Source organism: Limimaricola variabilis, from assembly GCF_014195545.1.
GTDB classification, from domain to species: domain Bacteria; phylum Pseudomonadota; class Alphaproteobacteria; order Rhodobacterales; family Rhodobacteraceae; genus Limimaricola; species Limimaricola variabilis.
In genome coordinates, this window is the sequence record NZ_JACIBX010000006.1 from 1 (window position 1) to 23166 (window position 23166).

A 23166-nucleotide genomic window follows, 5' to 3' on the forward strand; every position below is an offset into this window, starting at 1 on the left:
ATGGCTCTTCTCAGGAAATGGAGGGCGTAGAAGCCAAGCGTTCCGTCGAGCAGCAGGCAAGACTAAGGCGGCTTTGGGCCGCCAGGGTGGCGAGGCAGAAAATTGAACTCGCCCTATGCCTATTCTGGGAGTCAGCCTCAAATCGGCAGCTCTGGGTTGAAGGAATAGCCAATAAAACCGCTAACATCCGCCAGATGGCCCATGCTAGCGCAGCTCCCGCGGCACATGGTCATCCATAGCGCATATAGAAATGGAATTTGGCCTGCTCCACAGGGTGTTCAGGGACCTCTGACTGATAAGGGCCGAAAAAGTGGTTCAGCCGACCTCTTTCACGAAGCGCAGTCTGCCTCGAAAGCCTCCCCCGCCCTAAAGCCAGATCACTCTGCCAGCCGATAATGATCGATGTGGAGATTGCCCTCCATGCCGAGCTCGTCACAGGCCATCATTTCCATGTTGGAGGTGCCGTCGATCTTCCCGCCTGCGATGATTGAGGCGCCCCTCCCGGTTGCAAGGGACGAGAAAGTAACATCCCCCTGCGTGATGATTTGCCCCCCGTGCATCTGCATGTTGCTCGAGAAGCTCACTCCGCCAATGGCGAGCAGCTGGGCGCCCCCGCCGGGCTGGCAGTTGTCGATACGGCCCAGACGAAAGGAGTTCGAACCCGAAATCGCTTTTTGTGCAGTGTTCGTGGTGGCGATAACCGCATTCTCGAGCGCCAGGCCGTTGCCGACCTTCACATCGCACGACGTCAGGATGACCGCGTTCCTGATCACCGCCTGCGTGGCGTGCGGATCGATGGTGGCGGTCGCCCCGGAGCAGGCAATGCGATGGATACGGCCCGGCGTGAAATCGAGTGGTGTATACTTGTTCTGCGACAGGTTGATGACGGCCGAACTGGTCAGGTAGCTCGGGTAGTGGGGCGAGCCGGGCTTCGACAGGTTGGCGATGATGTCCGGCAGGTGCCGGATCTCGCGAATGTCCTGCTTCTCGGTCTTGAGTGCGGCACCCAGCCCCGCGTTTTTTGTGAAACCGGAAGCTGGGATCTTGAGCAGGTCGAGGTTCGGCATGGACACGGCCGTGCCGGGCTCGAACAGGTTGTTGCTGTTCACCGACACGCGGGTGTTCGAATGGATACAGAAGCCGTTGAGATAGAGGTTGTTCGAACTTACCAGCACTGGGCCTTCGGCGGTGAACCCCTCCCGGAAGCATGGCGGCAGGAAACCTACGAAGACGGACGACGTTCGCACGTCCCAGCTATCTCGGCCGATAAGCTGACTGACGAAGCTCTCGATCGGGTTGCCCCGCTCTTGAAGGCGGCCTGTGTTCACGCGTATGGCCTTGCGCGAGGCGGGATCGGCAACAAACGAGCGTTGCACGTAATCGTAGGTTCCAAACTCGAAATCGGAAGGGCGAATGAAGTCGCCGAAACGCGACTGCGGCATGGTCGATTGCACGAGGTTTATCGCGGCGACCTTGGCATCGTCCGAAGACATGGAACGTCGGTGGAAGAGGGCCGCATGGCCGGCCACGTCTGCTGCGACCTGAAGCCGGGTGCGCTCCGAATACGCGTGGGTTACATCGATGGCGAGGCCGCCGATTGCAGCCATGGCGAGGAAGACGAAAAGTCCGAACACTGTGCCCGAACCTGTTTCATCAGTGCTGAAGCGCCGTGTCTTGGCGATCAGCCCCAGCCAGAATCCGCGACCGGCCTGCATCCGCTCAGAACTCCATCATATGGCTGGACTGAATGGTGACCGTGGCGCCTTGGCCGATAGGCAGCGCCTGGGTAACCGTGAGATCGCGCAACGGGATCTTTGCTGTGGTCGAGATGATGCCAGTCCCGGGGTCGTATGTGGTTTGCGCGGTCACGGCCGTGCTGAAGCCTGCAAGGCGATCCTTGATGAAGGTCTCGGTGGCGACGGTGGTCCGGATCTTGCCCACTGACAGTGCCCGGTTTGCGTCCTGCACCAACCGCGTAGCCTGAGCCTGTTTCAGGAAGATCTGGCCGACATCCACGGTCACCAACAGCAGAAACGCGACCAACGGCACCCATAGCACGAACTCGATCGTGACGTTGCCGCTTTCATCTCTTTGAGCGGTTCTAAGGCTGTTCAGGAGACGCAAAGGATATCAGAGCCCAATTCTTATAGTCATCGTGACTATATATGCTTTCGAACACGCCTGAAATTGGGCGATGCCGGTGCAACCTTGTGGTGTGATCTGGGCCAACATCCTTACACGCACAAATCGACCTAGAAGATCGATGTGCCGAGTTGAAGGATTTTCTCGAGGCCGGTCAGGCGCTGACCGATCTCTGGCCGCCATCCATCCCGCTCCACTACACTTCGGGAGAGGTCAGGACCGCCGCGAATGGCTAGGCCGGATCACTGCGGGATTGGCCGCTTCCTTGCCCTGAGCTTTCAGGCGAGTTCCAAGACCGTGCGGCTTTCACCGCGCAGGCGCAGCACGGTGTCCCGAAGACGCTGAAGGACACGCGACAGCTCCAGCATGTCGAAATCGTTCCGGTCGAGCAGCGCCGCGAGATCGGCATGCGCCAGCGCCGTCTGCGATCGCGCCAGCGAGCCCGCCACCTTCTGGCGGCAGGTGTCGATGGTGCGCGCGGCGGCATCGAGCGCATGGCGCACGCGCAGCGTGTCGGCCTGGCGGCGCAGCAGCGACAGCACGGCGTCCACGTCGGCGATGCTGCGCGAGATGGTGATGCTGTCGTAGTGGGAAGTGGTCGAATGGGTCATGTATCGTTCGCTTTCGGTCCGGAGGGGCCTGCTTGGGGCCGCGCTCCTAAGATCTGGTGAATGACCCGCCTTCCGCCGCGGCGTCGGGCCGGCGGTGCAGGAGACGGGTTGCAAATAGGTTGCGCCTCCCGGCCGCCCTTCGAGGAGACCAGTAGCGTCACGCAGAGCCGGCAATGCGCCTGAGGCCCGCGGGAATGGGGTGGCATCCGGCACCACGACGGGCAGCGCGAGATGTCGCGGCGAGGGCGTCACGAGGCAGCGGGCTTCGCGGGGCGCTCATCCCGCAATGGGACGCGTCGACCAAATCGGGAAGGGCAAAGCCCGAACCCGCAGCGAAACCCAGCATCTTGAGAGACCGGAGATAATGGTGCCCGGGGGCGGAATCGAACCACCGACACGAGGATTTTCAATCCACTGCTCTACCCCTGAGCTACCCGGGCACGGGGATGAAGGCGTCTGCCGTCATCGGGTGGGGGCCTTCTAGGCGAGCCGCAGGGGGGTGTCCAGAGGCATTCGTAGGAAAAATCGCACCGCGCTCAATGCCGTCGCGGCGGCGTGTCACGGGCGGCCTCGGCCGCCTCGTCGGCGGCCCGTTCGATGTCTTCGGGATCGGTCGAAGGCACAGCGTAACCCCCGCCCAGCCAGCGGGCGAGATCCACGTCGGCGCAGCGCTTCGAGCAGAACGGCCGATACGCTTTCACCGTGTCCTTGCCGCAGATCGGACAGGACATCACAGCCTCCCGAGCAGCCGAACCAGCGAGGGGCGCTCGCGCTTGCGCTGCAGTTCGAACAGCCCCATCGGGCTCCAGCCGACCAGCGAGGTCTCCACGGGATCGTTGCGGAACGAGGCGCGCAGCGACTGCTCGAGCTGCTTGCGATGCGCCTTGGACATCGGCGCGAAGTCCACGACGATCTGGCCGCCCAGGCCGCGCAGCCTCAGCGCACGCGGCAATGCGCGGGCGGCGGCGAGGTTGGTCTTGAGCGCCGCGGCGGGCGAGGTGTCGCCGCCGGTGTTGACATCGACCGCCACCAGTGCCCGGGTCGGCTCGACATAGATCGTGCCTTCGCCGGTGGCGACACGCGGCTGCTTGAGGGCCTCGATCTGATCGAGCACGCCTTCGCGCTCGAAACCGCCCGGCTCGGTCACCACGTCGGTCGCGTTCCAGTCGCGCCAGGCCAGCAGATGCGGCCCATCGCCCTCGGTCAGCGCCTCGGGCTGGTCGCCGGCCGCATCGGCCGTCACCGCAATGGACAGGTCCCGCATCGCGGCAATGTCTTCGACGATATCGTCCTCGGCCGCGCCGGCGCAGGCCGAGCGGAGAATCAGGCCGAGATCCTCGGACGCACCCTCCATGCCCTCCTCGGCGAGAATGCGCAGCCGGGCCCGCTCCTCATCCTCGGTGATGGCACGCGAGATGTTGAGGCCGGGCGCGCCGGGGGTGACGATGGCGTAGCGGCTCTTGAACAGCACCCGATCGGTGAGCGGCACGGCCTTGCCGTCCTCGGCGACGCCGGTGACCTGCACCAGCAAAGCCTGGCCAGGGCGCAGCCCCTTGCCCTGCCGCAGGAAGCCGGTGAGGCCCTCGGGCAGGCGCACCATCATGCCGCCCTGCCCCTTCAATGGCCGGTCGCAGATGGCGCGGTAGATCGCGCCGGGGCGCGGCGCGTCGCCCTCCTCGATCAGCAGGTCGTCGAGCTGACCATCGACCAGAAGGGCCGCGGCTTCGCGGTCGCCGAGATGGTCGAGGACGATGCGGCGTCCCTTCATGCGTGTTCTCCGTGAACGGGATATCCGGCCGCCGTCAGCAGCCCGGCAGTTTCCGCCAGGGGCAGACCGACCACGCCGGTGAAGGATCCGTTGATCCAGGGAATGAAGGCCCCGGCGGGGCCCTGAATGGCATAGCCCCCGGCCTTGCCCTGCCAATCGCCGGTGGCAAGGTAGGCGTTGACCTCGGGGTTCGACAGCCGCTTCATCTTGACCGCCGTCTCGACCTCACGCGCCCAGACGCGGTCGCCGCGACGCACTGCGACAGCGGTGATGACGGTGTGGCGCCGACCTGAAAGCATATGCAGGAAACGGGCGGCTTCGGTCGCGTCTACAGGCTTGCCCATGATGCGACGGCCCAGCGCCACGGTAGTGTCGGCGCAAAGCAGCACCTCACCCTCGTCGAGCGCGACGGCGCGGGCCTTTTCGTCCGCGATGCGTCGCGCATAGGCGCGCGGCAACTCGCCACGATGCGGGGTCTCGTCGATGTCGGGGGGGCGGACGTCGTTCGGCGCGAGGCCGATCTGCGCCAGCAATTCGCGGCGGCGCGGCGAGGCCGAGCCGAGGATCAGCCTCAGCCCGCTCTCGGGCGGCAGCGCGCTCATGAGCGCGTCAGCGGAAGCGGTAGTTGATCCGACCCTTGGTCAGATCGTAGGGGGTCATCTCGACTTGCACCTTGTCACCCGCGAGGACGCGGATCCGGTTCTTGCGAAGTTTACCCGCCGTATGCGCGATGATCTCATGGCCGTTTTCCAGCTCGACCCTGAACGTCGCATTCGGCAGGAGTTCCTTCACGACACCGGGAAATTCGAGCAGTTCTTCCTTGGCCATGGTCTCTCCGTCCAGTGAAACCCGCATTTGCGGGCCATGGCGCGTAGATGCGCCCTCGGCGCGCGGATTTCAAGTGCAAACAGGACCGCGTCCCGATCCGGGTCTCGCAGTCTTTCGCGGCATTATTCGCGCAGGCCGCCGACGGGCACAATCAAAATTTCGTAAAGAACCCGGGAACGCCCGGCGACATGCGCCGTTGTGTCGCCGAAGCGAAGCATAAGACGGGAGAGACCCATGAACACGCGGATGACGAAGCTGCTGCTGTCGACGGCGCTGACACTGCCGATGGCGGCCGCCGCTCAGGCCCAGACCACCGACGCCACCTGCTCCGATCTCGAGCTGCTGCTGACGGAACAGATGACGGACGGTGTGCCTGCCGATGTTGGCATGACCGAAGAAGAGGTTCTGGCCCTGATCGAAGCCGAGGACGACGCGCAGTGCGCCGTCGCCTATGTCGAGCTCGAGCGCGTGGTGCTGGTCGAGGGTGAAGGCGCCGAGGCCGAGGCCGAACTGGCGGAGACCGAGCGCACCGTGGTGCGGCTCGAGGACGAGGTGGTGATCGAGGGCATGGTGTACCTCGAGCAGAGCCAACCCAGCGTCAACGTGGAAACCGGCCAGACCGAGATCATGGTCGACCAGGCGCAGCCCGACGTGACGGTCAACGAAGCCGGCGCCGAGATCCTGGTGCGTCAGGCCCCCGCCACGATCACCATGGACATGCCGCAGCCGACCATCCGTATCGAGCAGCCGGCGCCCGAGATTATCATCACCATGCCCGACCCGTCGGTCGACGTGGCCAACGCCCAGCCGCAGGTCGAAGTGCGCCAGGCCGAGCCGATCGTAACCGTCAACCAGGCGCGTCCGAAGGTCGATCTCGAGCTGCAGCGTGCCCCCGAGGGCTCCGAGGGCGGCATCCAGGTGACCGACCGCGCCACCGGCGAGACCTTTGCGCCCGGCACCGAGGGCGAGGTTCGTGCGATCGAAGAGGCCGACGTTCAGCTGACCACGGTCGAGCCGATCGTGACCCTCCAGGAGAACGCGGACCAGCAGGCCAATGTCTCCGTTCAGCGCGCCGAGCCGACGATCCGCTTCGAGAGCGCCGAGCCGGTGATCAACTTCACTCAGGCCGGCGAGCCGGTGATCGAGATGGTGCAGACTGGCGAGCCCGTGGTGACCATCAACGAAGCCGCCGTCGAGGGCGAAGCTGCCGCTGCGATGGACGCGCCGGAAGCCGAAGCCGAGATGGAGACCGAGGCCCCCGAGGCCGAGATGGAAACCGAGCTCGAGACCGAGACCGAGGAGATGGAGACCGAGCTCGAGACCGAGGCCGAGGAAATGGAGACCGAGGTAGAGGGCGCGGCCGAAGCGCTCGAGACCGAGGTTGAAGAGGCCGCTGCCGAGACCGAGGCTGCCGTCGAGGGCGTCGCTGCCGAGGCCGAAGCTGAGGTGGAAGGCGAAATGGCCGAGGTCGAGACCGTCGAGGCGGAAACCGCCGAGATGACCGAAGAAGCCGACATCGTCGCCACTGGTCCGGTTGTGGAGCGTGAAGGCTTCGCGATGATCCCCGCCAACGAGATCGCCGTGACCGACCTCGAAGGTTCGACCGTCTACGGCATCAATGACGAGCGGATCGGCGACATCGGCGACATCATGGTCAGCGATCAGGGCCAGATCCAGGAAGTGATCGTCGAAGTCGGCGGCTTCCTCGGCATCGGCGAAAAGCCGGTCGCCATCCCCTTCGACCAGATGAGCGTCCTGCGTTCGGAAGCCGGTGAAGTCCGCGTCTTCATCGAAGCGACCGAGGAGCAGCTCGAGTCGATGCAGGAAGTCGAGCAGTAAGCTTCGCTTTCCGGACCTTGATCACGAAGGCCGCCCCTCGGGGCGGCCTTTTCTGTATTACTGCCTAGTAAGGGACGTTCGGGCCGCTGGGCGCCTGTCGTGGTTCGGCGTGCCGAGGCACCCTCCTATCAGGCGTCTTTCCAGCCTTTGGCGTACGGCAATGTCGTTTCTGGTGGTTCGGCGCGCGCGTTGCGAGGATGTCCGGCGCGATCAGCTTCGCGGCGGCCCCCAGCGATCGATCAGCCGTTCGACGATCATGTCGCGGGTCTGGCGATAGCTGCGCAGCCGATCCTCGCGCCCTTCGCCCAGCCCGGTCGGGTCGAGCACCGGCCAGTATTCGACCTCGAGATGATAGCAGGCGGTCAGGTCGAGCGCCCGCCGCTGGCTCGCCGGCGACAACGCCAAGATCAGGTCGAAAGAGGACAGGTCGTCGCCCCAGTTGTGCATCTCGTCGAAGCTGCGCGAGCGGTGGCGATGCAGCTCGACCCCGATCTCCGCGCAGACGGTAATGGCGAAGCCGTCTATCTCGAGATCGTTCTTCACGCCCACCGACTGGATGTAGCAGTCGGTGCCGTAGAACTTCTTCATGATGCCCTCGGCCATGGGGGACCGGACGGCGTTGTGATCGCAGCAGAACAGAACCGATTGGGGGAGAGGCTGCAAAGGGGCGGCCAACTCCATATCAGGCCCCGAAATGCAGCACGCAGATGAGGGTGAACAGCCGGCGCGCCGTGTCGGTATCGACCTCTGCCTTGCCCTCCAGCCGCTCCTGAAGCACGCGGGCACCCTCGTTGTGGATGCCGCGACGCGCCATGTCGATGGTCTCGATCTGGCTCGGCGGCAGCGTCTTCACCGCGTCGTAATAGCTTTCGCAGATCTGGAAGTAATCCTTCACCACCTGCCGGAACGGTCCGAGCGAGAGGTGGAACTCGGCCGCCTTGTCGCCGCCGACCGTCGCCACGTCGAAGACCAGCCGCTTCTCGCGGATGCCCAGACCGAGGTGATAGGGCCCCGTGTCGCGGCCCGGCAGGGCGAAGCTGTTCTCCTCGAGCAGGTCGAACACCGCGACCCGGCGCTCCTGCTCGATCTCCGGCGTCGGCGCCTGCCCCGCATCGTCGAGCCGGATCTCGGCGATCCGGGTCATTCGGCGCCCCGGTTCAGCCGGTCGAGTCGCGCCGTGATCGACAGCCCGTGCGCCTCGAGGCTCTCGGCCCGCGCCAGCCGCGCGCCCGAGGGACCGATCGCGGCGAGCGCATCGGGGGTCATCTTCGACAATGTGGTACGCTTCAGGAAATCCATCACCGACAGCCCAGAGGAGAACCGCGCCGACCGTGCCGTGGGCAGGACATGGTTCGGCCCTGAAATGTAGTCACCGATCGCCTCCGGCGTCCAGTGCCCGAGGAAAATCGCGCCGGCATGGGTGATTTTCGCGGCGAGACCTTCGGGATCGGCCACGCAAAGCTCCAGATGCTCCGCCGCGATCCGGTCCGCGAGGCGCGCTGCCTCGTCAAGGTCGCGCACCGTGATGACGGCGCCGAAATCGCGCCAGCTCGCCCCCGCGATGGCGCGCCGCTCGAGTGTTTCGAGCCGCGCCTCCACGGCGGCGGTCACACGGTCGCCAAAGGTTGCGTCGTCGGTGATGAGGATCGACTGCGCGCTCTCGTCATGCTCGGCCTGGCTGAGCAGATCGAGCGCGATCCAGTCGGGATCGTTGTCGGCATCGGCGATGACGAGGATCTCGGACGGGCCCGCGATCATGTCGATGCCGACGCGACCGAAGACCCGGCGCTTGGCGGCAGCGACGAAGGCGTTGCCCGGCCCGGTGATCTTGTCCACCGGGGCGACGCTCTCGGTCCCGTAGGCCAGCGCCGCGATCGCCTGCGCGCCGCCGACGCGGTAGATCTCGTCCACCCCGGCGATCCGGCAGGCCATCAGTACCAGAGGGTTGGCCACGCCGTCGGGCGTCGGCACGGTGACGGCGAGCCGCTCGACCCCTGCCACCTTCGCCGGTACCGCGTTCATCAGCACCGATGAGGGATAGGAGGCCAAGCCGCCCGGCACGTAGAGTCCTGCGGCCGAGACGGGTGTCCAGCGCCAACCGAGCATCGCGCCCGCTTCGTCGGTCCAGCTCTGATCCTCGGGCATCTGGCGGGCGTGATAGGCGCGGATGCGTTCGGCCGCGAGTTCGAGCGCGGCGCGGTCCTCGTCGGACACCTTGGCGCATTCCGCCTCGATCTCCTCGGCCGAGAAGCGCAGCTGCCCGGGCGCCAGCTCCATCCGGTCGAAACGGGCGGTGTAATCGACGAGCGCCGCATCGCCGCGCGCCCGGACCTCCGCGATGATCGCCGCGACCGCGTCGTCCACGTCGGGGCTGTCCTCGCGCTTCATGGTCAGCAACGCGGCAAAGCGGGTCTCGAAATCGGGATCGGTGCTGGACAGGCGGTGCGGCATGGCGGTCTCCTTCGGCTCTGGGGCATAGCCCCGCCCGCCCCCCTGCTCAACCGTCCAGTTGCCGCACGTAGTAGAGGTCGTCGACAAAGCCGTCCTCGAGGCGCGCAGCGCGTGGCAGGAGACCGTGCCGGACGAAACCGTGCTTCTCGTAGAGCCGGATCGCAGGGGCGTTATGCGCGGCCACGAACAACTCGACCTGCAGCTTGCCATCGGCGGCCGCCCGATCGAGCGCGGCGCGCAGCAGCCGCTTGCCGATACCGGTGCCATGGCTTTCGGGACTCACGTAAAAGGCGTTGAGCGCGACGCGATGCGCGGCCGCCACCGCCTCGACCACCGGATCGAGCGCGGCCGTCCCGATCAGCCGGTCGCCGTCAAAGGCGCCCAGCACCAGACGCCCCGCGAGGCTCTCCGCCACCTCCTCGTCGGACCGGGCCAACTCCTCCTGCAGCGTCGTCAGAAAGGCGTCGGGAAACAGGCGCAGCCCCTCGGCGCGGATCCGGCGCCAAGCGCCCAGATCATCGGGTCCGAGGTCGCGGATCACTCGGGGTGCCGGGGTGCCTTGCCCGAGGGGGCGGCATAGGGGCGGGTCACGTCGCGCAGCAGCAGTTCCGGCGCTTCGACGTCGATGGCAATCTCCCCATCCCCCGCGAGGATCAGCCGGATCGTGCCGGCAGGCTCCGCTTCGGCGGCCTCGAACACCACCGCGAGCAGCGACAGCACCGTGTCGCGGTCGGCGGGGTCGAGTCCCTGCGACCGCACCGCCATCACGTTCTCGATGCACAGCACCGCCTGCACCCGCTCGGCCTCGCGGGTGGTGGCCGGATCCTCCCAGCGGAACCGGTTGAGCAGCATGGCGAAGCGACGGTCGCTCTTCTTCCAGGCCATCTCGGAAGCGGGCAGGACCGAATCCTGCACCAGCGCCGAGATCACCTGAACGTCGTCGCCATCAAGCGCCTTGAGGCGCAGCGGCCGCTGCACCCCTTCGGCGAATGTCGCGTCGCGCATCTCGCTCATGCACTCACCCTCTCGATCCTGGCGCCGACGGCGCTCAGCTTGTCCTCGACATGCTCGTAGCCACGGTCGAGATGATAGACCCGGTTCACCACGGTTTCTCCCTCGGCGGCGAGACCGGCGAGGATCAGCGAGACCGAGGCCCGCAGGTCGGTGGCCATCACCTGCGCGCCCTTGAGGCGGTCGACACCGGTGACGGTGGCATGGCCGCCCTGCACCTCGATCCGCGCGCCCATGCGCATCAGCTCGGGCGCATGCATGAAGCGGTTCTCGAAGATCTTCTCCTCGAGCCGCGAGGTGCCGGTGGCGGTGCACAGCATCGCCATCATCTGGGCCTGCAGGTCCGTCGGGAAGCCCGGGAAGGGTTCCGTGGTGACGTCGACCGCGCGCGGCCGATCGCCACGCAGCTTCACCTTCAGCCCGGCCTCGGTCTCGGTCACGTCGATTCCGGCCGCGTCCAGCTTCTCGCAGAACGCGCCGATCAGGCCGATCTCGCCGCCCAGGCACTCCACCTCGCCGCCGGTGAAGGCCGGGGCCAGCATGTAGGTGCCCAGCTCGATCCGGTCGGTGACGACGCGATGCGTCGCGGCCCCGAGCCGGTCGACGCCCTGCACCTCGATCGTGGCGCTGCCCTCGCCCGAGATCTGCGCACCCATCGCCCGCAGGCAACGCGCCAGATCGACGATCTCGGGTTCGCGCGCAGCGTTCTCGATCAGCGTGGTGCCCTTGGCGAGCGTCGCGGCCATCAGCACGTTCTCGGTCGCACCGACCGAGGCGAAGCGCAGCTTAACCCGGTTGCCACGCAGGCCGCCGCGCGCCAGCGCATGCAGGTAGCCATCCTTCAGCTCAATCTCCGCACCGAGCGCAGTGAGCGCCTCGATGTGGATGTCCATCGGCCGCGCGCCGATGGCGCAACCACCCGGCAACGAGACCACCGCCTCATGGGCGCGCGCCAGCAGCGGGCCCAGCACCAGATTCGAGGCGCGCATCTTGCGGACGATCTCGTAATCGGCGCGGGTCGAGGCGAGGTCGTGGGTCGACATCGCGATGACCTTCCCGCCCTGCATCGAGGAGATCTCGGCGCCGAGCGATTCCAGCAGCTGGGTCATGGTGCGGATGTCCGACAGCCGCGGCGCGTTGGTGAGCGTCAGCGGCTCCTCCGACAACAGCGTCGCGGGCATCAGCGCGAGACAGGCGTTCTTGGCGCCCGCGATCGGAATCTGGCCGCGCAGCTCGGCGCCGCCGCGCACGATGATCGAATCCATGCCTGCTACTCTTCCTCTTGTTCTTCGTCAGACCGGGTTTCTGACGCCCGCGCCTGCGCCTGCGCCTTGCGGCGGGCGATGTTGGCCTTGAGGGCGGCCTTGAGCCGGTCCTTGCGATCAGCCGCGCGGGGCGGCTCCTGACGGGGTGTCTTCATGGTTGTCGCAGATAGCGTCCGCCCCCCGATCCGTCCAGTTCATTGCCTCCACGCCACCCATCGACCCCACCTTTGCCCGCCCCGGCGTCAAGCGCGACAAAAACCCCTTGCGCTCGCCGTCATGGCAGGTAAAAGCCCGCCCAGACGAGACGCTGCAGTAGCTCAGTGGTAGAGCACACCCTTGGTAAGGGTGAGGTCGAGAGTTCAATCCTCTCCTGCAGCACCATCCTCCCCCACATCGCAAGACTTGATGCCGCGCCTCGGCCAGCCAAACGCAATGCGCTTCTTCGCCCGCCAAAAGGCGGTCTCGATGGCGAATCTTGGGGTGATTAAGAGGGTATGCCGCGCTCGCCGACACGGATGCCTGCGTCAATTACACGTTCGGCTCTAGAGCGCCTGTCTGCTTGGACAGTTGCGGCGGGATCGCGGATCCCTTCTCATGCTCGCAGGTATAGCAAGTGTTTTGCGAGTTGCGATGTTTTCCATCGATCCCCTGATCCCGCTGGCTCTGGCGGCCCTCCTGCTGTTGGCGCTCCCCCCGTCCCGACCAATGTTCGACGGCATGCTGGCCGGCGTGACGGCCGTCCCGCCGCCGCTGCAGGAGGCGAGCGTCCCGGAGCGGCGGCTGGCCGGCATCGCCGACTGAGGCACCGCTCCGGGTTCAGAGTACGCGTCAGTCGCCGATCCAGTCCCAGGGGGTGGTGAAGGCGCCCAGCGCCTTGGCGACTTCGGGCTCGTTCGCGGTGCCGGTACGGCGAATCTTCGCGACCAGTCCACGGCGGTTGTCTTCGACCACCTCAGCCACCTCGGCGCCAACACCGGCGGCGGCCAGCGTCTCGTCATAGACGCGGGCGATCGCCATCTTGCGCAGCGCCGGCTTGAAGATCTTGCCCACGGCGGTTTTCGGCAGTTCCGGCAGGATCTCCAGATGGCGCGGCCGCGCCGCGCGCTCGGAGACGTGCTCGCGGGCGTATTCGAGCAGCTCCTCGTGGCTCACCGTCGCGCCGTCGACCAACTCCACATAGGCGCATGGCACCTCGCCGGCATGGGCGTCGGGCTGGCCGATGGCGCCGGCGAAGGCGATGGCGGGATGCGCGGCCAGCGCCTCCTCGATCTCGGCCGGGTCGATGTTGTGGCCGCCACGGATGATCAGGTCCTTGGCCCGGCCGGTGATCCACAAATACCCGTCCGGATCGATCCGGCCGAGATCGCCGGTCCGCAGGAACTGCTGCTCATCCTCGGGGCCCGGGCGATAGAGGCCCTCGTTCTTGGTCGGGTCCGTATAGGTGCCGCCGCGCGACACCCCGGGGCTCGAAACGCAGATCTCGCCGACCTTGTCGATGGGGCAGTCCGCGCCGGTGGCGGGGTCGATGATCCGCACCTGCGTATAGGGGAAAGGCACCCCGACCGAGCCCACCTTCTTCTCGCCCTCGGGCGGGTTGATCGACACGAGGCAGGTCGCCTCGGTCAGGCCGTAGCCCTCGCAGATGGTTACGCCAGCGGCCTCCTCGAAGCGCTTGTAGAGCTCCACCGGCAGCGGTGCCGAGCCCGAGAAGGCGAGGTTCAGCGTCGAGATGTCGGCGTTCACCGGGCGCTGCATCAGGGCCGAGATGGCGGTGGGAACGGTGATCACGAAGGTGACCTTCCAGCGCTCCACCAGCTTCCAGAAATTGTCGAACACCCCGTCGCCGCGGTAGCCCGCGGGCGTCGGCAGGATCACATGCGCCCCCGAGGCGAGCGAGGCCCCCATGATGACGATGGCGGCGAAGACATGGAACATCGGCAGCGGGCAGATGATGTTGTCGCGATCCGAGAACATCAGCCGCGCGCCCAGCCAGCCATTGTAGACGATGCCGGAGTAGTAGTGCTGGGCCACCTTGGGCATGCCGGTGGTGCCGCCGGTATGGAACAGCGCGGCGACCCGGTCGCCCGGGCTGTCGGCGAAGGCCAGCTCGCGCGGCTGACGCGCGATCTCACGGTTGAAGTCGAGCACACGGGCCTTGTGGCGCACCTCGACCTTGGGCCGGATGAGCGGCACGATCAGCTTCTTCACCCCGGTGAGATAGCGATGCAGGTCGACCTCGAGCACCGTCTCGACATTGGGCGCCAGCGCCACCGCCTCGGCCGCCTTCTGGGCCACGTCGGTCTTGGGGAAGGATTTGAGCGTGACCAGCACCTTGGCATTCGTCTGGCGCAGGATCGCGCCGATCTGGCCCGCATCCAGAAGCGGGTTGATCGGGTTGACGACCCCGGCGATCTGGCCGCCGAGATAGCTCAACACCACCTCGGAGCAGTTCGGCAGCAGATAGGCGACCACGTCGGTCTCGCCGACGCCCAGCTCGCGCAGCAGGTTCGCCGTCTGCGCCGATTTGGCGTGCAGCTCGCGCCAGTTCAGCGTCTCCGCCGGCGCCTTGGGATCGGAGAACAGCTGAAAGCTCAGCGCGGCGCGGTCGGGAAAGGCCTCAGCCGTGCGTTTCAGCAGCCCGTGGGTCGTCGTCGGCTGGCCCTGTGCCTGCCAGCTCCCCTCGGCCTCGATCGCCTCCCGATCGATCATGCCCGCAAAGCCCATTCCCGTTCCTCCCTTTTTATTCTCTTGTTGTGCCGCCTGCGGCCTCCATCCCTGAGGCAAAGCATCGGGCCTGACCTTCACGTCACGCAAGCATGACGCCGCGAAAGCCTTCCGCGGCGCAAGGATTTTCCTGCCAGTTGGCTATTCTGCGGCTTGCGCCATGCCGTCGGTGAACTGCAACCGCGCCAGCCGGGCGTAGAGCCCCCCCTCCGCCACGAGGTCGTCATGGCTGCCCTGCGCCACGATCCGCCCGTCTTCGAAGACGAGGATCCGGTCGGCCTTCTTCACCGTGGCCAGCCGATGCGCCACGATCAGCGTCGTGCGCCCCTGCGCGAGCCGGTCGACGGCGTGCTGGACCAGCCGCTCGCTCTCGGCGTCGAGCGCGCTGGTCGCCTCGTCCAGCAGCAGCACCGGCGCGTCGCGCAGGATCGCGCGGGCGATGGCGATGCGCTGCTTCTGCCCGCCCGACAGCATCACGCCGCGCTCGCCGACCTGGCTGTCGTAGCCCTGCGGCAGCGCGACGAGGAATTCATGCGCCGCGGCCGCGCGTGCGGCCGCCTCGACCTCCTCATCCGTGGCGTCGGGACGACCGAAACGGATGTTCTCGCGCGCCGTGTCGGCGAAGATCACCGGGTCCTGCGGCACCAGCGCCATGCGGCGGCGGAAGTCGGGCCGCGCCATGTCGCGCAGATCGACCCCGTCAAGCGTGATCCGCCCCGAGGCCGGGTCCCAGAACCGCAGCAGAAGTTGGATCATCGTCGTCTTGCCCGCGCCGGAGGGGCCGACCAGCGCCACCGTTTCACCGGGCCGGATCGCGACACTGACATGGTCGAGCGCCGAGGTGTCGGGACGCGACGGGTAGGAGAAGGAGACATCCTCGAACATGATCTCGCCGCGCGCGGCGGGCACCGGAAGCGGGTCCTTCGGCTCGCGCAGGCTGTCCTCGGCATGAAGCAGTTCGACCAGCCGCTCGGTGGCGCCGGCGGCGCGCTGCAGCTCGCCCCAGATCTCGGTCAGCGCACCGACCGCGCCGGCCACCATCACCGCATAGATCACGAACTGCACCAGGGCGCCGATGCTCATCGCGCCGGCATTCACGTCGCGCGCGCCGATCCACAGCACGCCGACGATGCCCGCGAAGATCAGGAAGATGACGATCGCGGTCATCACCGCCCGTGTGCCGATCCGGGCATGCGCGGCCGCGAAGCTCTTTTCGGTGACATCGTCGAACCGGGCCCGGCTCGGCGCCTCGTGGCTGTATGCCTGCACGGTCTGCACCGAAAGCAGCGTCTCGGAGGCGTTGCCCGACGAGGCGGCGATCCAGTCCTGGTTCTGACGGCTCAGCGCGCGCAGCCTGCGCCCAAGCACCACGATCGGCACGATGATCGCCGGCACGATCAGCAGCACCAGCCCGGTAAGCTTGGCGGAGGTCATCAGCAGGAGCACCAGACCGCCGACGAGAATCAGCAGGTTCCTGAGCGCCACCGAGGCCGAGGAGCCGATCACGCTCAGGATCAGCGTGGTGTCGGTGGTGATCCGGCTGAGGACTTCCCCGGTCATGACCCGCTCGTAGAAGGAGGGACTCATCCCGACCATCCGTGCGAAGACCGCCTTGCGGATATCCGTCACCACCCGCTCGCCGAGCCGCGTGACGAGGTAGTATCGCGCCGCCGTGCCCAGCGCGAGCAGCGCGGCGATGAGGAGCGCGCCGGCGAAATAGCGATCAAGCAGCGCGCCCGCATCTACCTCGAAATTGTCGACCACGCGTCGCACCGCCAGCGGCAGCACGAGGCTCACGCAGGCCGTCAGCACCAGCGCCGCGACCGCCAGCGCCATGGTGCCACGATAGGGCGCGAGGAACGGCCAGAGCGCCCGCAGCGCACCGATATTCTTCGACGCCGCGCGGTCTTCCTCGCCGCGTTTCGGGGATCGGGCCATGTCGCGCCTCGTCTTTGGATTGCCGAAGATGTCTAGACCCCGGAATGGCGCACGACAAGCGAAGCCCGGCGCCTGCCGCGAAAGGCCCTGCGGGGGGTTGCGGAAAGACAAGGCGCATTAGCGCCGCTTTCCCCCCACGGGCATCTTTCCAAACTCGCGATTCGGCGCTAAGGGCACAGGTTCTGAATCGGGCCATACACCCTTGGAGGATGGCCCATCACCTGAAAGGACTTACAATGGCCAAAGAGATTCCGGATCTCGTCGCCACGGCACGCACGGGGACAGGCAAGGGGGCCGCTCGTCAGGCACGTCGCGAAAACCTCGTTCCGGGCATCGTGTATGGTGGCGGCGCCGACCCGCTGCCGATCAACCTGCCCTACAACGCGCTGATCAAGAAGCTGAAGGCGGGACGCTTCCTGTCGACCCTGTTCAACCTCAAGGTTGAAGGCCAGGACGACGTGCGCGTGATCTGCCGCGGCGTTCAGCGCGACGTGGTCAAGGACCTTCCGACCCACGTGGACCTGCTGCGCCTGCGCCGCACCACGCGGATCAACCTGTTCATCCACGTCGAGTTCGAGAACCACAAGGCCGCGCCCGGCATCAAGAAGGGCGGCGTGCTCACCGTGGTGCGTCCCGAGGTCGAGTTGAATGTGCTGGCCGGCGAGATCCCCGAGCAGATCGTTGTCGATCTGACCGGCAAGGAGATCGGTGACGTGATCCACATCAACGACGTCACCCTGCCCTCCGGCGCCAAGGCGACCATCGACCGCAACTTCGTGATCGCCAACATCTCGGCGCCGTCGAAGCTCGCCGCTGCCGCGGCCGAGGAAGAGGCCGCCGACGAGGTCGAGGCGACCGAGCAGTCGGACGCCTGATCCCTTCCCGGATCGATCCATGCAGCGGGGCTCTTCGGGGCCCCGTTCGCGTCTCCGGCACTGGTTTCGCCGGCATGGGCGCGCTAGTCTCCGCGCCATGAAACTCTTTGTCGGACTAGGCAATCCGGGGGCCAAATACGCCCGGAACCGTCACAATATCGGCTTCATGGCCGTTGACCGGATCGCCGAGGATCATGGCTTTGCGCCTTGGCGCGCCAAGTTCCAGGGCGAGGTCGCCGAGGGCAGGCTGGGGACCGAGAAGGTGCTCCTGCTGAAGCCCGCGACCTTCATGAACCTGTCCGGTCAATCGGTTGGCGAAGCCGCACGCTTCCACAAGATCGACAGCATCGACATCACGGTGTTCCACGATGAGATCGACCTCGCGCCGGGACGGCTCAAGATCAAGTCGGGCGGCGGTCACGCCGGTCATAACGGGCTGCGCTCGATCCACCAGCATCTGGGGCCGCATTACGACCGGGTGCGGATGGGCGTCGGCCATCCGGGCCACAAGGACGCGGTGCCGGGCTACGTGCTCAAGGATTTTGCCAAGGCCGACGAGGACTGGCTCGACGACATGCTGCGCGGCGTATCGGACGGAGCCGCGGCACTGGCCACAGGGGACGGGCCGCGCTTCATGAACGCCGTGGCGCTCAGGCTGAACCCGCCGCGCTCCGGTGGCGGCGCGAAGCCGCCTGCCCAGAAGGCTGACGCCGCCCCGGCCCCAGCCTCTCCCAAATCGCAGGCCCCTGCCCCCGCGCCCACCGATGATCGCTCGGCCCTTCAGAAGCTTGCCGATCGGTTCAGGTGACGGAACGGGATCGCCCTGATGACATACTGGCCCGTCGGAGGGAGGACAAATGAAGGTAGAACCATCGCTGAACGTGTTCGACGAACCGCTCGCCTCCTGTTCGACCGGCCCGGTCACTGGATTCTTCCGTGACGGTCATTGCAACACCTGCGCCGAGGACGTCGGGAGCCACACGGTCTGCGCCGTGATGACCGCCGAGTTCCTTGCATGGTCGGCCTATGTCGGAAACGACCTGAGCACGCCGCGCCCGGAGCTAGATTTCCCGGGGCTGCGGCCGGGTGATCGCTGGTGCTTGTGCGCCATGCGCTTCCTGCAGGCCCACGACGAAGGCTGTGCCCCGCGGGTAAATCTTGCTGCGACCCATCGGTCGGCGCTCGACGTGATACCGCTCTCGCTTCTCGAAAGATACGCGGCCTCTTAAGAGAAAGCCCCGGCCGGATCGCTCCGGCCAGGGCTGAATGATTTCGCGTCTCAGGACTTACTGATTGGCAGTGGCGGCGTCGTCGTCATCGGACTCGTTGTCACCATTTTCCTCACCCTCTTCGAGGAAGCCATCGACTTCGGTGTCATTGAGCTCGATTTCGTCTTCGCCCTCGTCACGATAATCCGGATCATCGGAATCATCCGAAGCCGAGCGAGTCTCCGGATCCTCTACCTCAGGCGACTCCATCGCGTCCATGTCGGGGTCCATCTTCACGCCTTCCGGCACCACGAAGGTAGCGGTCACCGGCGCGCCATTGACCATGATGGGGCCGTCGACATCGGTCATGCCTTCGCCGAAGTCATAGACACCGTTGCCGTTGGTCTCGGCATGCAGCATTGCCACAAGCTCGGTCCCGGCCGGCAGTGCCTGGGGGATCATCACCATGACGTCGGTATTCTCGCCGGCCATCACCATCGCATGGCCCATCGAGTCGGGCACGACGGGCGCGCCATCAGCGACGGCGTGCAGGACGATGTAGCCATCCTCGCGGGTCGTGATGCGCGGGAAGGTCACCATGGTCTGGCCGTCGGCCATCGACATCATCATGGCTTCCTGATCGGCCTCGATCATCATCGTGTCGTCTTGCGCGATCGCGGCGCCGGCCATCAGTGCGGCGGTAGCCGAAGCGGTTGCGAAGATCTTGAACATTGTATTCTCCAAATCTGGTTTGCATTGATAACCATCTGAAAGACTTCGGGTTCACTGTCGCTCTACACATCGGCGTGTTTCCCCCATGTGCCGCTCCCCCAGAACAAGAAAAAGGCCGGTCGGGGTTGCCCCGACCGGCCGATCAACTGAAATCCTGAGAATGGATTACTGGCTGTTGTCCTCATCGGACGGGTCAGCCATGTCCTCGCCTTCTTCGATGAAGCCTTCGGTCTCGGTGTCGTTGGTCTGGAGAGCCGACTCGTTGTCGTCGCGGTAGTCCGGGTCGTCGCTGTCATCCGACGCGGCGCGCGCTTCGGGATCGGCTGTGCCGGTCGCGGTCATGCCGGTCGCGATGCGGATTTCCTGCACGCTCAGCATACCGTCGCCGTCGGCGTCATCCTCGATCAGGATCGCGGCCCCTTCGGCACCGAAGGCAGCCTCGAGTTCGGCCATGCTCAGCTCCATATTGCCATCGGTGTCCACCTCGGCAAACGGAATGCTCTGGGCCACGGCGGTCGAGGCACCCAGAACGAAGGCGGTGGTCGCGAGGCTGGCGCTCAGTTTGTTCAGCATGTCGTGTCCTCTCGAATTGTGAGTTCGCGCCCCAACGTGTCGCCCGGCGAGGCGTTCGGAGAGGCGCGTTCACAAAGCCGTGAGAGCCGTCAGGTCTGAATGTCGACGCCCAGATGCTTGGCCACGGTGAAGATGTCCTTGTCGCCGCGACCGCACATGTTCATTACCAGCAGGTGGTCCTTGGGCAGTTCCGGCGCGATCTTCATCACATGCGCCAGCGCGTGGGACGGCTCCAGCGCCGGGATGATCCCTTCGAGCGCGCAGGACAGCTTGAACGCCTCGAGTGCCTCGGCATCGGTGATCGCCACGTATTGCGCCCGGCCGATCTCGTGCAGCCAGGCGTGCTCGGGACCGATGCCAGGGTAGTCGAGGCCGGCAGAGATCGAATGGCCTTCGAGGATCTGTCCGTCATCGTCCTGCAGCAGGTAGGTCTTGTTGCCATGCAGCACGCCAGGGCGCCCGCCGGTAAGCGAGGCGCAGTGCTGCATCTTCAGGTCGACGCCCTTGCCGCCCGCCTCGACGCCGATGATGTTCACCTCCCGGTCGTCGAGGAACGGGAAGAACAGCCCCATCGCATTCGAGCCGCCGCCGATCGCCGCGATCAGCGTGTTGGGCAGACGCCCCTCGGCGGCCTGCATCTGCTCGCGCACCTCCTTGCCGATGATCGACTGGAAGTCGCGGACCATCGCCGGATAGGGATGCGGGCCCGCGACGGTGCCGATGCAGTAGAAGGTATCGCGCACATTGGTGACCCAGTCGCGCAGCGCGTCGTTCATGGCGTCTTTGAGCGTGCCGCGGCCCGAGGTGACGGGCACGACCTCGGCACCCAGAAGCCGCATCCGGAACACGTTGGGCGCCTGACGCTCGACGTCATGCGCGCCCATGTAGACCACGCATTTCAGGCCGAACTTGGCGCAAACCGTCGCGGTCGCCACGCCGTGCTGACCGGCACCGGTCTCGGCGATGATCCGGGTCTTGCCCATGCGGCGCGCGAGGATGATCTGGCCAAGCACGTTGTTGATCTTGTGCGCGCCGGTGTGGTTCAGCTCGTCGCGCTTGAGGTAGATCTTGGCCCCGCCGAGATGCTCGGTCAGACGCTCGGCAAAGTAGAGCGGGCTGGGCCGGCCGACGTAGTGGGTCCACAGATCGTCCATCTCCGCCCAGAAGGACGGGTCGGTCTTGGCCTTCTCGTACTCGGCCTCGAGCGACAGGATCAGCGGCATCAGCGTCTCGGAGACGAAACGCCCGCCGAACTGGCCGAAGCGGCCGCCCTCGTCGGGCCCGGCCATGAAGCTGTTGATGAGATCGTCCGCCATGCGCTGGGCCTCCTCGCGTTCGGCCTCCGGACTACCCTTGCCGCGCGGGGCGGTAAAGGGTTCTCGCCTCAATCGCGGTCGCGCCAGCGCCGCGAAGTGCCGTCGATCCAGCGCCGACCGCGGATCAGCGCCGCGTTGACGCCCGGCCGCAGGATCGGCAGGTCGACCGCCAGCAGCGCGAGGCCGATCGGGAGCATCCACAACCCGAAGATCGGAAGGATCGCCGCGAAGCCCCCGAGGATGAGCAGCAGCCCCACGGGAATGCGGATCCAACGGGCATGGTCCGCCATCAGCAGATCCGACATCCGCCGCATCCGCGGCGAACCGCCGGTCATCGCCCGCATCTGCCGTTGCAGGCGGGCCTTCTCACGCTCGTGATCGACGGTCTTGCTCATGGCTGCCATGTAGGACGACCACGGGGCCGCGGCAATCGCCTTCGTCAGCCACTTGCCGCCGACAGGAAGGCGCGGATGCGGTCGGCATCCTTGCGCCCCGGGGCACTCTCGACCCCGGATGAGACGTCGACCTGACGCGCACCGGTCCGGGCCACGGCCTCGGCGAGATTCTCGGGCGTCAGCCCGCCCGCCAGCATCCATGGCACGGGCCAGCGCCGCCCGGCGATCAGCCGCCAGTCGAAGGCGAGCCCGTTGCCACCGGGCAGCACAGCACCCGCCGGCGCCTTGGCATCGACGAGGATCTGGTCGGCCACGGCCGCATAGAGGTCGAGCGTGGGCAGGTCGGCCTCCGTGGCCACCCCCACCGCCTTCATCACCGGCAGGCCATGACGGGCACGGATTTCGGCCACGCGCTCGGGCGTCTCGCGGCCATGAAGCTGCAGCATGTCGAGCGGCACGCGAGCGACAATGTCGTCGAGCGTCGCGTCGTCGGCATCCACCACCAGCGCCACCTTGGCGACGCCCGGCGGCACCTCCAACCCCAGCGCAGCGGCGGTCTCGACGCTGACGCAGCGCGGCGATCTGGCGAAGAAGACGAAGCCCACATAGCGGGCGCCTGCCGCCACGGCGGCATCGAGGCCTGCCCGGTCGGACAGGCCGCAGATCTTGACGGAGACGGGCATTCAGACGCGGGCGGGTTCGGCCGGGCGATCGACAAGCGCCAGTACGTCGTCCTCGCCCTCGTGCTTCTCGTGCCGCAGACGGTCGACCTCGCGCTCGAGGCGGTTGACGTCACGGGCCCGCCGGCGCGCCTCGGCGCGGTGCTTGTGCTCGCGCAGCCACTCCCAGAGGAAGCCGATCATCAGGCCGAGCGCCACGCCGATCAGGATCACGGCATAGAGCGGCAGGTCGATGTCGGGCGAGATGCCGAACAGCCCGCTCAGCCCCTCGGGCAGCACGCGCAGCGTGACCATGCCGCGGTTGGCGAGGCCGAGAATGACCAGACAGATGGCGACGATGCCCCAGAAGGCGGTGCGGAGAGCTCTCATGTGGTGGTTCTATTTCCCGTTTAGCCGGTCGCGCAAGAGCTTGCCGGTCTTGAAGAAGGGGACGTGCTTTTCTTCGACCTCGACCGCCTCGCCGGTGCGCGGGTTGCGGCCGAGCCGCTGGTCGCGCTTCTTAACCGAAAAGGCGCCGAAGCCGCGCAGTTCGACCCGGTTTCCTTCGGCCATCGCCTGGGTGATCCGGTCGAAGATCGTGTTCACGATCTTTTCGACGTCGCGCTGATAGAGATGCGGGTTCTCATCCGCGATTTTCTGGATCAGTTCGGAGCGAATCATTAGCAGCCCTCCCTGTCCGTGCCGCGCCGATGCGGCGACATGTCACGGATCTGTGTCATCAAGACTATAGGGGCATCACCGGTTCCGATAAATAGTGCAGTCAAAACAACGGTGCGGTTTTGACCCACGTTCACGAAAAGACCCCGCCGC

General features: G+C 66.3%; 28 protein-coding genes and 2 tRNA genes. 6 read left to right on the forward strand and 24 right to left on the reverse strand.

Translation table 11 applies throughout. The features are described 5' to 3' along the window. Positions 1–377 precede the first annotated feature (377 nt). The 8 genes from FHS00_RS09060 to infA form a co-directional block, all read right to left on the reverse strand. The gene (locus FHS00_RS09060) at positions 378–1715 is read right to left on the reverse strand and encodes a Tad domain-containing protein (protein ID WP_183472042.1); all 1338 of its coding nucleotides are present in this window, start codon (positions 1713–1715) and stop codon (positions 378–380) included. Between the two features lie 4 nt (positions 1716–1719). Further along, positions 1720–2124 (reverse strand): TadE/TadG family type IV pilus assembly protein, encoded by a 405-nt coding sequence (locus tag FHS00_RS09065; protein ID WP_183472044.1) that lies wholly within the window; start codon positions 2122–2124, stop codon positions 1720–1722. A 296-nt stretch (positions 2125–2420) separates the two neighbouring features. Continuing rightward, complete coding sequence (locus FHS00_RS09070) at positions 2421–2753, reverse strand: hypothetical protein (RefSeq protein WP_183472046.1); 333 nt, start codon at positions 2751–2753, stop codon at positions 2421–2423. 365 nt (positions 2754–3118) lie between these two features. Further along, positions 3119–3193: transfer RNA gene (locus FHS00_RS09075), tRNA-Phe, on the reverse strand. 96 nt (positions 3194–3289) lie between these two features. After that, a complete protein-coding gene (locus FHS00_RS09080; RefSeq protein WP_183472048.1) occupies positions 3290–3484 on the reverse strand; it encodes a DNA gyrase inhibitor YacG in 195 nt (64 codons plus the stop codon). Next, on the reverse strand, positions 3484–4521 hold the full coding sequence (locus FHS00_RS09085) for a ribonuclease E/G (RefSeq protein WP_183472049.1): 1038 nt from the start codon (positions 4519–4521) through the stop codon (positions 3484–3486). The genes FHS00_RS09080 and FHS00_RS09085 overlap by 1 nt, the downstream gene beginning before the upstream one ends. After that, positions 4518–5123, reverse strand: a complete 606-nt coding sequence (locus tag FHS00_RS09090) for a Maf family protein (protein WP_183472051.1) — start codon at positions 5121–5123, stop codon at positions 4518–4520. Before FHS00_RS09090 ends, FHS00_RS09085 begins: the two co-directional genes overlap by 4 nt. A 7-nt stretch (positions 5124–5130) precedes the next feature. Beyond that, a complete protein-coding gene (gene infA, locus FHS00_RS09095; protein WP_013384801.1) occupies positions 5131–5349 on the reverse strand; it encodes a translation initiation factor IF-1 in 219 nt (72 codons plus the stop codon). 234 nt (positions 5350–5583) lie between these two features. Between infA and FHS00_RS09100 the strand changes: the two genes are divergently transcribed. Further along, positions 5584–7188: a PRC-barrel domain-containing protein gene (locus tag FHS00_RS09100; RefSeq protein ID WP_183472053.1), complete on the forward strand. Its 1605-nt coding sequence runs from the start codon at positions 5584–5586 to the stop codon at positions 7186–7188. A 210-nt stretch (positions 7189–7398) separates the two neighbouring features. Here FHS00_RS09100 and FHS00_RS09105 read toward each other — a convergent pair whose 3' ends face one another. The 7 genes from FHS00_RS09105 to FHS00_RS09135 are packed head-to-tail and all read right to left on the reverse strand — an operon-like array spanning position 7399 to position 12070. After that, positions 7399–7869, reverse strand: coding sequence for an arsenate-mycothiol transferase ArsC (locus FHS00_RS09105; protein WP_183472055.1), 471 nt, complete (start codon positions 7867–7869; stop codon positions 7399–7401). Position 7870: 1 nt separating this feature from the next. After that, on the reverse strand, positions 7871–8332 hold the full coding sequence (locus FHS00_RS09110; protein ID WP_183472057.1) for a UPF0262 family protein: 462 nt from the start codon (positions 8330–8332) through the stop codon (positions 7871–7873). Beyond that, positions 8329–9639 carry a histidinol dehydrogenase gene (hisD, locus tag FHS00_RS09115; RefSeq protein ID WP_183472059.1) on the reverse strand — a complete coding sequence of 437 codons (1311 nt, stop codon included), beginning with the start codon at positions 9637–9639 and terminating at the stop codon, positions 8329–8331. The genes FHS00_RS09110 and hisD overlap by 4 nt, the downstream gene beginning before the upstream one ends. A gap of 46 nt (positions 9640–9685) precedes the next feature. After that, the gene (locus tag FHS00_RS09120) at positions 9686–10180 is read right to left on the reverse strand and encodes a GNAT family N-acetyltransferase (protein ID WP_183472061.1); all 495 of its coding nucleotides are present in this window, start codon (positions 10178–10180) and stop codon (positions 9686–9688) included. Then, positions 10177–10653, reverse strand: coding sequence for a DUF2948 family protein (locus FHS00_RS09125; protein ID WP_183472063.1), 477 nt, complete (start codon positions 10651–10653; stop codon positions 10177–10179). The genes FHS00_RS09120 and FHS00_RS09125 overlap by 4 nt, the downstream gene beginning before the upstream one ends. Then, a complete protein-coding gene (murA, locus tag FHS00_RS09130) occupies positions 10650–11915 on the reverse strand; it encodes a UDP-N-acetylglucosamine 1-carboxyvinyltransferase (protein ID WP_183472065.1) in 1266 nt (421 codons plus the stop codon). The genes FHS00_RS09125 and murA overlap by 4 nt, the downstream gene beginning before the upstream one ends. A gap of 5 nt (positions 11916–11920) precedes the next feature. Next, positions 11921–12070 (reverse strand): hypothetical protein, encoded by a 150-nt coding sequence (locus FHS00_RS09135; protein WP_183472067.1) that lies wholly within the window; start codon positions 12068–12070, stop codon positions 11921–11923. Positions 12071–12221: 151 nt separating this feature from the next. On the opposite strand from FHS00_RS09135, the gene FHS00_RS09140 reads away from it, so the two are divergent. Beyond that, positions 12222–12296: transfer RNA gene (locus FHS00_RS09140), tRNA-Thr, on the forward strand. Between the two features lie 249 nt (positions 12297–12545). Beyond that, positions 12546–12716: a hypothetical protein gene (locus FHS00_RS09145; RefSeq protein ID WP_183472069.1), complete on the forward strand. Its 171-nt coding sequence runs from the start codon at positions 12546–12548 to the stop codon at positions 12714–12716. A gap of 27 nt (positions 12717–12743) precedes the next feature. Here FHS00_RS09145 and FHS00_RS09150 read toward each other — a convergent pair whose 3' ends face one another. Further along, complete coding sequence (locus FHS00_RS09150) at positions 12744–14639, reverse strand: acyl-CoA synthetase (protein ID WP_183472071.1); 1896 nt, start codon at positions 14637–14639, stop codon at positions 12744–12746. A gap of 141 nt (positions 14640–14780) precedes the next feature. Next, positions 14781–16577: an ABC transporter transmembrane domain-containing protein gene (locus FHS00_RS09155; RefSeq protein WP_183472073.1), complete on the reverse strand. Its 1797-nt coding sequence runs from the start codon at positions 16575–16577 to the stop codon at positions 14781–14783. 236 nt (positions 16578–16813) lie between these two features. Here FHS00_RS09155 and FHS00_RS09160 point away from each other — a divergent pair, with 236 nt between their 5' ends. The 3 genes from FHS00_RS09160 to FHS00_RS09170 all read left to right on the forward strand — a co-directional run bounded on the left by FHS00_RS09160 (position 16814) and on the right by FHS00_RS09170 (position 18681). Beyond that, positions 16814–17452: a 50S ribosomal protein L25/general stress protein Ctc gene (locus tag FHS00_RS09160; protein WP_183472075.1), complete on the forward strand. Its 639-nt coding sequence runs from the start codon at positions 16814–16816 to the stop codon at positions 17450–17452. A gap of 97 nt (positions 17453–17549) precedes the next feature. Continuing rightward, positions 17550–18260, forward strand: coding sequence for an aminoacyl-tRNA hydrolase (pth, locus tag FHS00_RS09165; protein ID WP_183472077.1), 711 nt, complete (start codon positions 17550–17552; stop codon positions 18258–18260). 49 nt (positions 18261–18309) lie between these two features. Then, positions 18310–18681 carry a DUF2237 family protein gene (locus FHS00_RS09170; RefSeq protein ID WP_183472079.1) on the forward strand — a complete coding sequence of 124 codons (372 nt, stop codon included), beginning with the start codon at positions 18310–18312 and terminating at the stop codon, positions 18679–18681. A 57-nt stretch (positions 18682–18738) separates the two neighbouring features. On the opposite strand, the gene FHS00_RS09175 is transcribed toward FHS00_RS09170, so the two are convergent. The 7 genes from FHS00_RS09175 to ihfB form a co-directional block, all read right to left on the reverse strand. Beyond that, the gene (locus tag FHS00_RS09175; protein ID WP_183472081.1) at positions 18739–19350 is read right to left on the reverse strand and encodes a DUF7282 domain-containing protein; all 612 of its coding nucleotides are present in this window, start codon (positions 19348–19350) and stop codon (positions 18739–18741) included. A gap of 207 nt (positions 19351–19557) precedes the next feature. Beyond that, positions 19558–19965: an EF-hand domain-containing protein gene (locus FHS00_RS09180; RefSeq protein ID WP_183472083.1), complete on the reverse strand. Its 408-nt coding sequence runs from the start codon at positions 19963–19965 to the stop codon at positions 19558–19560. Between the two features lie 89 nt (positions 19966–20054). Continuing rightward, positions 20055–21281 (reverse strand): tryptophan synthase subunit beta, encoded by a 1227-nt coding sequence (gene trpB, locus FHS00_RS09185; protein WP_183472085.1) that lies wholly within the window; start codon positions 21279–21281, stop codon positions 20055–20057. A 68-nt stretch (positions 21282–21349) separates the two neighbouring features. Beyond that, positions 21350–21676: a YgaP family membrane protein gene (locus tag FHS00_RS09190; RefSeq protein WP_183472087.1), complete on the reverse strand. Its 327-nt coding sequence runs from the start codon at positions 21674–21676 to the stop codon at positions 21350–21352. Between the two features lie 44 nt (positions 21677–21720). After that, entirely contained in the window at positions 21721–22359 is a 639-nt protein-coding gene (locus FHS00_RS09195; RefSeq protein WP_183472089.1) for a phosphoribosylanthranilate isomerase, read from the reverse strand. Next, on the reverse strand, positions 22360–22725 hold the full coding sequence (locus FHS00_RS09200; protein WP_183472091.1) for a lipopolysaccharide assembly protein LapA domain-containing protein: 366 nt from the start codon (positions 22723–22725) through the stop codon (positions 22360–22362). Between the two features lie 9 nt (positions 22726–22734). Further along, complete coding sequence (ihfB, locus tag FHS00_RS09205; RefSeq protein ID WP_085897095.1) at positions 22735–23016, reverse strand: integration host factor subunit beta; 282 nt, start codon at positions 23014–23016, stop codon at positions 22735–22737. Positions 23017–23166 lie beyond the last annotated feature (150 nt).

Excerpts from the sequence above, each read along its gene's own strand:
- murA (WP_183472065.1), bottom strand. The coding sequence starts at position 11,915 with ATGGATTCGATCATCGTGCGCGGCGGCGCCGAGCTGCGCGGCCAGATT.
- FHS00_RS09200 (WP_183472091.1), bottom strand. The coding sequence starts at position 22,725 with ATGAGAGCTCTCCGCACCGCCTTCTGGGGCATCGTCGCCATCTGTCTG.
- hisD (WP_183472059.1), bottom strand. The coding sequence starts at position 9,639 with ATGCCGCACCGCCTGTCCAGCACCGATCCCGATTTCGAGACCCGCTTT.
- ihfB (WP_085897095.1), bottom strand. The coding sequence starts at position 23,016 with ATGATTCGCTCCGAACTGATCCAGAAAATCGCGGATGAGAACCCGCAT.
- FHS00_RS09145 (WP_183472069.1), top strand. The coding sequence starts at position 12,546 with ATGTTTTCCATCGATCCCCTGATCCCGCTGGCTCTGGCGGCCCTCCTG.
- trpB (WP_183472085.1), bottom strand. The coding sequence starts at position 21,281 with ATGGCGGACGATCTCATCAACAGCTTCATGGCCGGGCCCGACGAGGGC.
- pth (WP_183472077.1), top strand. The coding sequence starts at position 17,550 with ATGAAACTCTTTGTCGGACTAGGCAATCCGGGGGCCAAATACGCCCGG.
- FHS00_RS09180 (WP_183472083.1), bottom strand. The coding sequence starts at position 19,965 with ATGCTGAACAAACTGAGCGCCAGCCTCGCGACCACCGCCTTCGTTCTG.
- FHS00_RS09155 (WP_183472073.1), bottom strand. The coding sequence starts at position 16,577 with ATGGCCCGATCCCCGAAACGCGGCGAGGAAGACCGCGCGGCGTCGAAG.
- FHS00_RS09085 (WP_183472049.1), bottom strand. The coding sequence starts at position 4,521 with ATGAAGGGACGCCGCATCGTCCTCGACCATCTCGGCGACCGCGAAGCC.
- FHS00_RS09150 (WP_183472071.1), bottom strand. The coding sequence starts at position 14,639 with ATGGGCTTTGCGGGCATGATCGATCGGGAGGCGATCGAGGCCGAGGGG.
- FHS00_RS09195 (WP_183472089.1), bottom strand. The coding sequence starts at position 22,359 with ATGCCCGTCTCCGTCAAGATCTGCGGCCTGTCCGACCGGGCAGGCCTC.
- FHS00_RS09100 (WP_183472053.1), top strand. The coding sequence starts at position 5,584 with ATGAACACGCGGATGACGAAGCTGCTGCTGTCGACGGCGCTGACACTG.
- FHS00_RS09135 (WP_183472067.1), bottom strand. The coding sequence starts at position 12,070 with ATGAAGACACCCCGTCAGGAGCCGCCCCGCGCGGCTGATCGCAAGGAC.
- FHS00_RS09110 (WP_183472057.1), bottom strand. The coding sequence starts at position 8,332 with ATGACCCGGATCGCCGAGATCCGGCTCGACGATGCGGGGCAGGCGCCG.
- FHS00_RS09160 (WP_183472075.1), top strand. The coding sequence starts at position 16,814 with ATGGCCAAAGAGATTCCGGATCTCGTCGCCACGGCACGCACGGGGACA.
- FHS00_RS09105 (WP_183472055.1), bottom strand. The coding sequence starts at position 7,869 with ATGGAGTTGGCCGCCCCTTTGCAGCCTCTCCCCCAATCGGTTCTGTTC.
- infA (WP_013384801.1), bottom strand. The coding sequence starts at position 5,349 with ATGGCCAAGGAAGAACTGCTCGAATTTCCCGGTGTCGTGAAGGAACTC.
- FHS00_RS09125 (WP_183472063.1), bottom strand. The coding sequence starts at position 10,653 with ATGAGCGAGATGCGCGACGCGACATTCGCCGAAGGGGTGCAGCGGCCG.
- FHS00_RS09060 (WP_183472042.1), bottom strand. The coding sequence starts at position 1,715 with ATGCAGGCCGGTCGCGGATTCTGGCTGGGGCTGATCGCCAAGACACGG.
- FHS00_RS09175 (WP_183472081.1), bottom strand. The coding sequence starts at position 19,350 with ATGGCCGGCGCCGCGATCGCGCAAGACGACACGATGATGATCGAGGCC.
- FHS00_RS09090 (WP_183472051.1), bottom strand. The coding sequence starts at position 5,123 with ATGAGCGCGCTGCCGCCCGAGAGCGGGCTGAGGCTGATCCTCGGCTCG.
- FHS00_RS09070 (WP_183472046.1), bottom strand. The coding sequence starts at position 2,753 with ATGACCCATTCGACCACTTCCCACTACGACAGCATCACCATCTCGCGC.
- FHS00_RS09190 (WP_183472087.1), bottom strand. The coding sequence starts at position 21,676 with ATGAGCAAGACCGTCGATCACGAGCGTGAGAAGGCCCGCCTGCAACGG.
- FHS00_RS09170 (WP_183472079.1), top strand. The coding sequence starts at position 18,310 with ATGAAGGTAGAACCATCGCTGAACGTGTTCGACGAACCGCTCGCCTCC.
- FHS00_RS09080 (WP_183472048.1), bottom strand. The coding sequence starts at position 3,484 with ATGTCCTGTCCGATCTGCGGCAAGGACACGGTGAAAGCGTATCGGCCG.